1 protein-coding gene is annotated in these 1,858 nt (G+C 72.0%); it reads left to right on the forward strand.

Annotation, left to right across the window (positions count from 1 at the left end; translation table 11 throughout):
• Window positions 1-71 precede the first annotated feature (71 nt).
• A complete protein-coding gene (locus DT057_RS34720; RefSeq protein WP_128566531.1) occupies window positions 72-1,727 on the forward strand; it encodes an acetolactate synthase large subunit in 1,656 nt (551 codons plus the stop codon).
• Window positions 1,728-1,858: the final 131 nt, after the last annotated feature.

The raw sequence follows: 1,858 nt of genomic DNA on the forward strand, positions 1-1,858 counted from the left end.
GAGCGCCGCTCTGGCGCGTTGGAGAGGACCTGCCCTACATCGACGCCATCGCGGCGCGGAAGGAAGCGGCCATGACCAAGGGTTCGGATCTCCTCGTGGCGGCGCTCGAGAACGAGGGCGTCGACCGGATCTTCGGCATCCCGGGCGAGGAGAACCTCGACGTCGTCGAGAGCCTGCGGACCTCCCGGATCGCCCTGGTGCTGACCCGCCACGAGCAGGCGGCGGCCTTCATGGCCGCCACCCACGGGCGCCTGACGGGCCGGCCCGGCGTCTGCATCTCGACGCTCGGACCCGGCGCCCTCAACTTCACCACCGGCGCGGCCTACGCCCATCTCGGCGCCATGCCGATGCTGATGATCACCGGCCAGAAGCCGATCATGACCGCCCGGCAGGCCCGCTTCCAGATCGTCGACGTCATCGGGGCGATGCGCCCGCTGACCAAGCTCACCCGCCAGATCGTCTCGGCCGCCTCGATCCCGACCATCGTGCGCGACGCCTTCCGGGTCGCCACCGAGGAGCGGCCGGGCCCGGTCCACCTGGAACTGCCCGAGGACATCGCCGCCGAGGAGGCCGACGTCGCCCTGGTGCCACCGCACCCGATCGACCAGCCGGTCGCCTCGCCGGCCGCCATCGAGCGCGCCGCCGCCCTGATCCTGAAGGCCCGGCGGCCGCTGATCATGATCGGGGCCGCCGGCAACCGGCCGCGCCTCGTCGAGCCGCTCTCCGACTTCGTGCGCCGCACCCGCATCCCGTTCTTCAACACCCAGATGGGCAAGGGCGCGGTCACGGGCGGCTCGAACCTCTACGTCGGCACCGCCGCCCTGTCGGAGCGCGACTACGTCCACGAGGCGATCGACCGCTCGGACCTGATCGTGTCGATCGGCCACGACACCGTCGAGAAGCCGCCCTTCCTGATGGGGCAGGTCGCCGGCGGCCCGAAGGTGATCCACGTCGGCTACGTCTCGGCGAGCGTCGAGCAGGTGTTCCATCCCGACGCCGAGGTGATCGGCGACATCGGCGCCACCGTGACGGCGCTGGCCGACCGGCTCGGCGGCCGGCTCGATCCCGACCAGGGCATGCTGGACCTGCGCCGGACGATCCTCGAGCGCATCAACGACCGCGCCGAGGAGGACCGCTTCCCGGTCACGCCCCAGCGCCTCGTGCACGACGTCCGCCTGGTGATGCCGGAGGACGGGATCGTGTGCCTCGACAACGGCATGTACAAGATCTGGTTTGCCCGCAACTACCGCACCCACGTGGCCAACACGCTGCTCCTCGACAACGCCCTCGCCACGATGGGGGCGGGGCTGCCCTCGGCGATGATGGCCAAGCTCGTGCATCCCGAGCGGCGGGTGCTGGCGATCTGCGGCGACGGCGGCTTCATGATGAACAGCCAGGAGCTCGAGACCGCGGTGCGCCTCAAGCTCGACCTCGTGGTGGTGGTGCTCGACGACCAGGCCTACGGCATGATCCGCTGGAAGCAGGCCGTGGACCGCTTCCCCGATTACGGCATGACCTTCGGCAACCCGGACTTCGTCGCCTACGCCAATTCCTACGGGGCCACGGGCCACCGGGTCGCCGCCGTGGCGGAGCTGCGGCCGGTCCTGGAGGCCGCCTTCGCGCAAGGAGGCGTGCACCTCGTGGCGGTGCCGATCGACTACTCGGAGAACACCCGGGTGCTGGTCGAGGAACTCGGCGGACGGGCGCCGGAGGTCGATCCGGAGTGAGGCGATGCGGGCGCTGACGGTCCCGGACGCTCCCGGCGCGGCCGCCGCCCCGGCGCCCCGCCGCGGCCGCTTTCGCGCCGCGGGTCCCCTCGCGGTCGCCGCGCTCGCGGCCGGGCTGGTGGCCGCCGGCC

Origin of the sequence: Methylobacterium crusticola (assembly GCF_003574465.1) — a bacterium.
Classification (GTDB): Bacteria; Pseudomonadota; Alphaproteobacteria; order Rhizobiales; family Beijerinckiaceae; genus Methylobacterium; species Methylobacterium crusticola.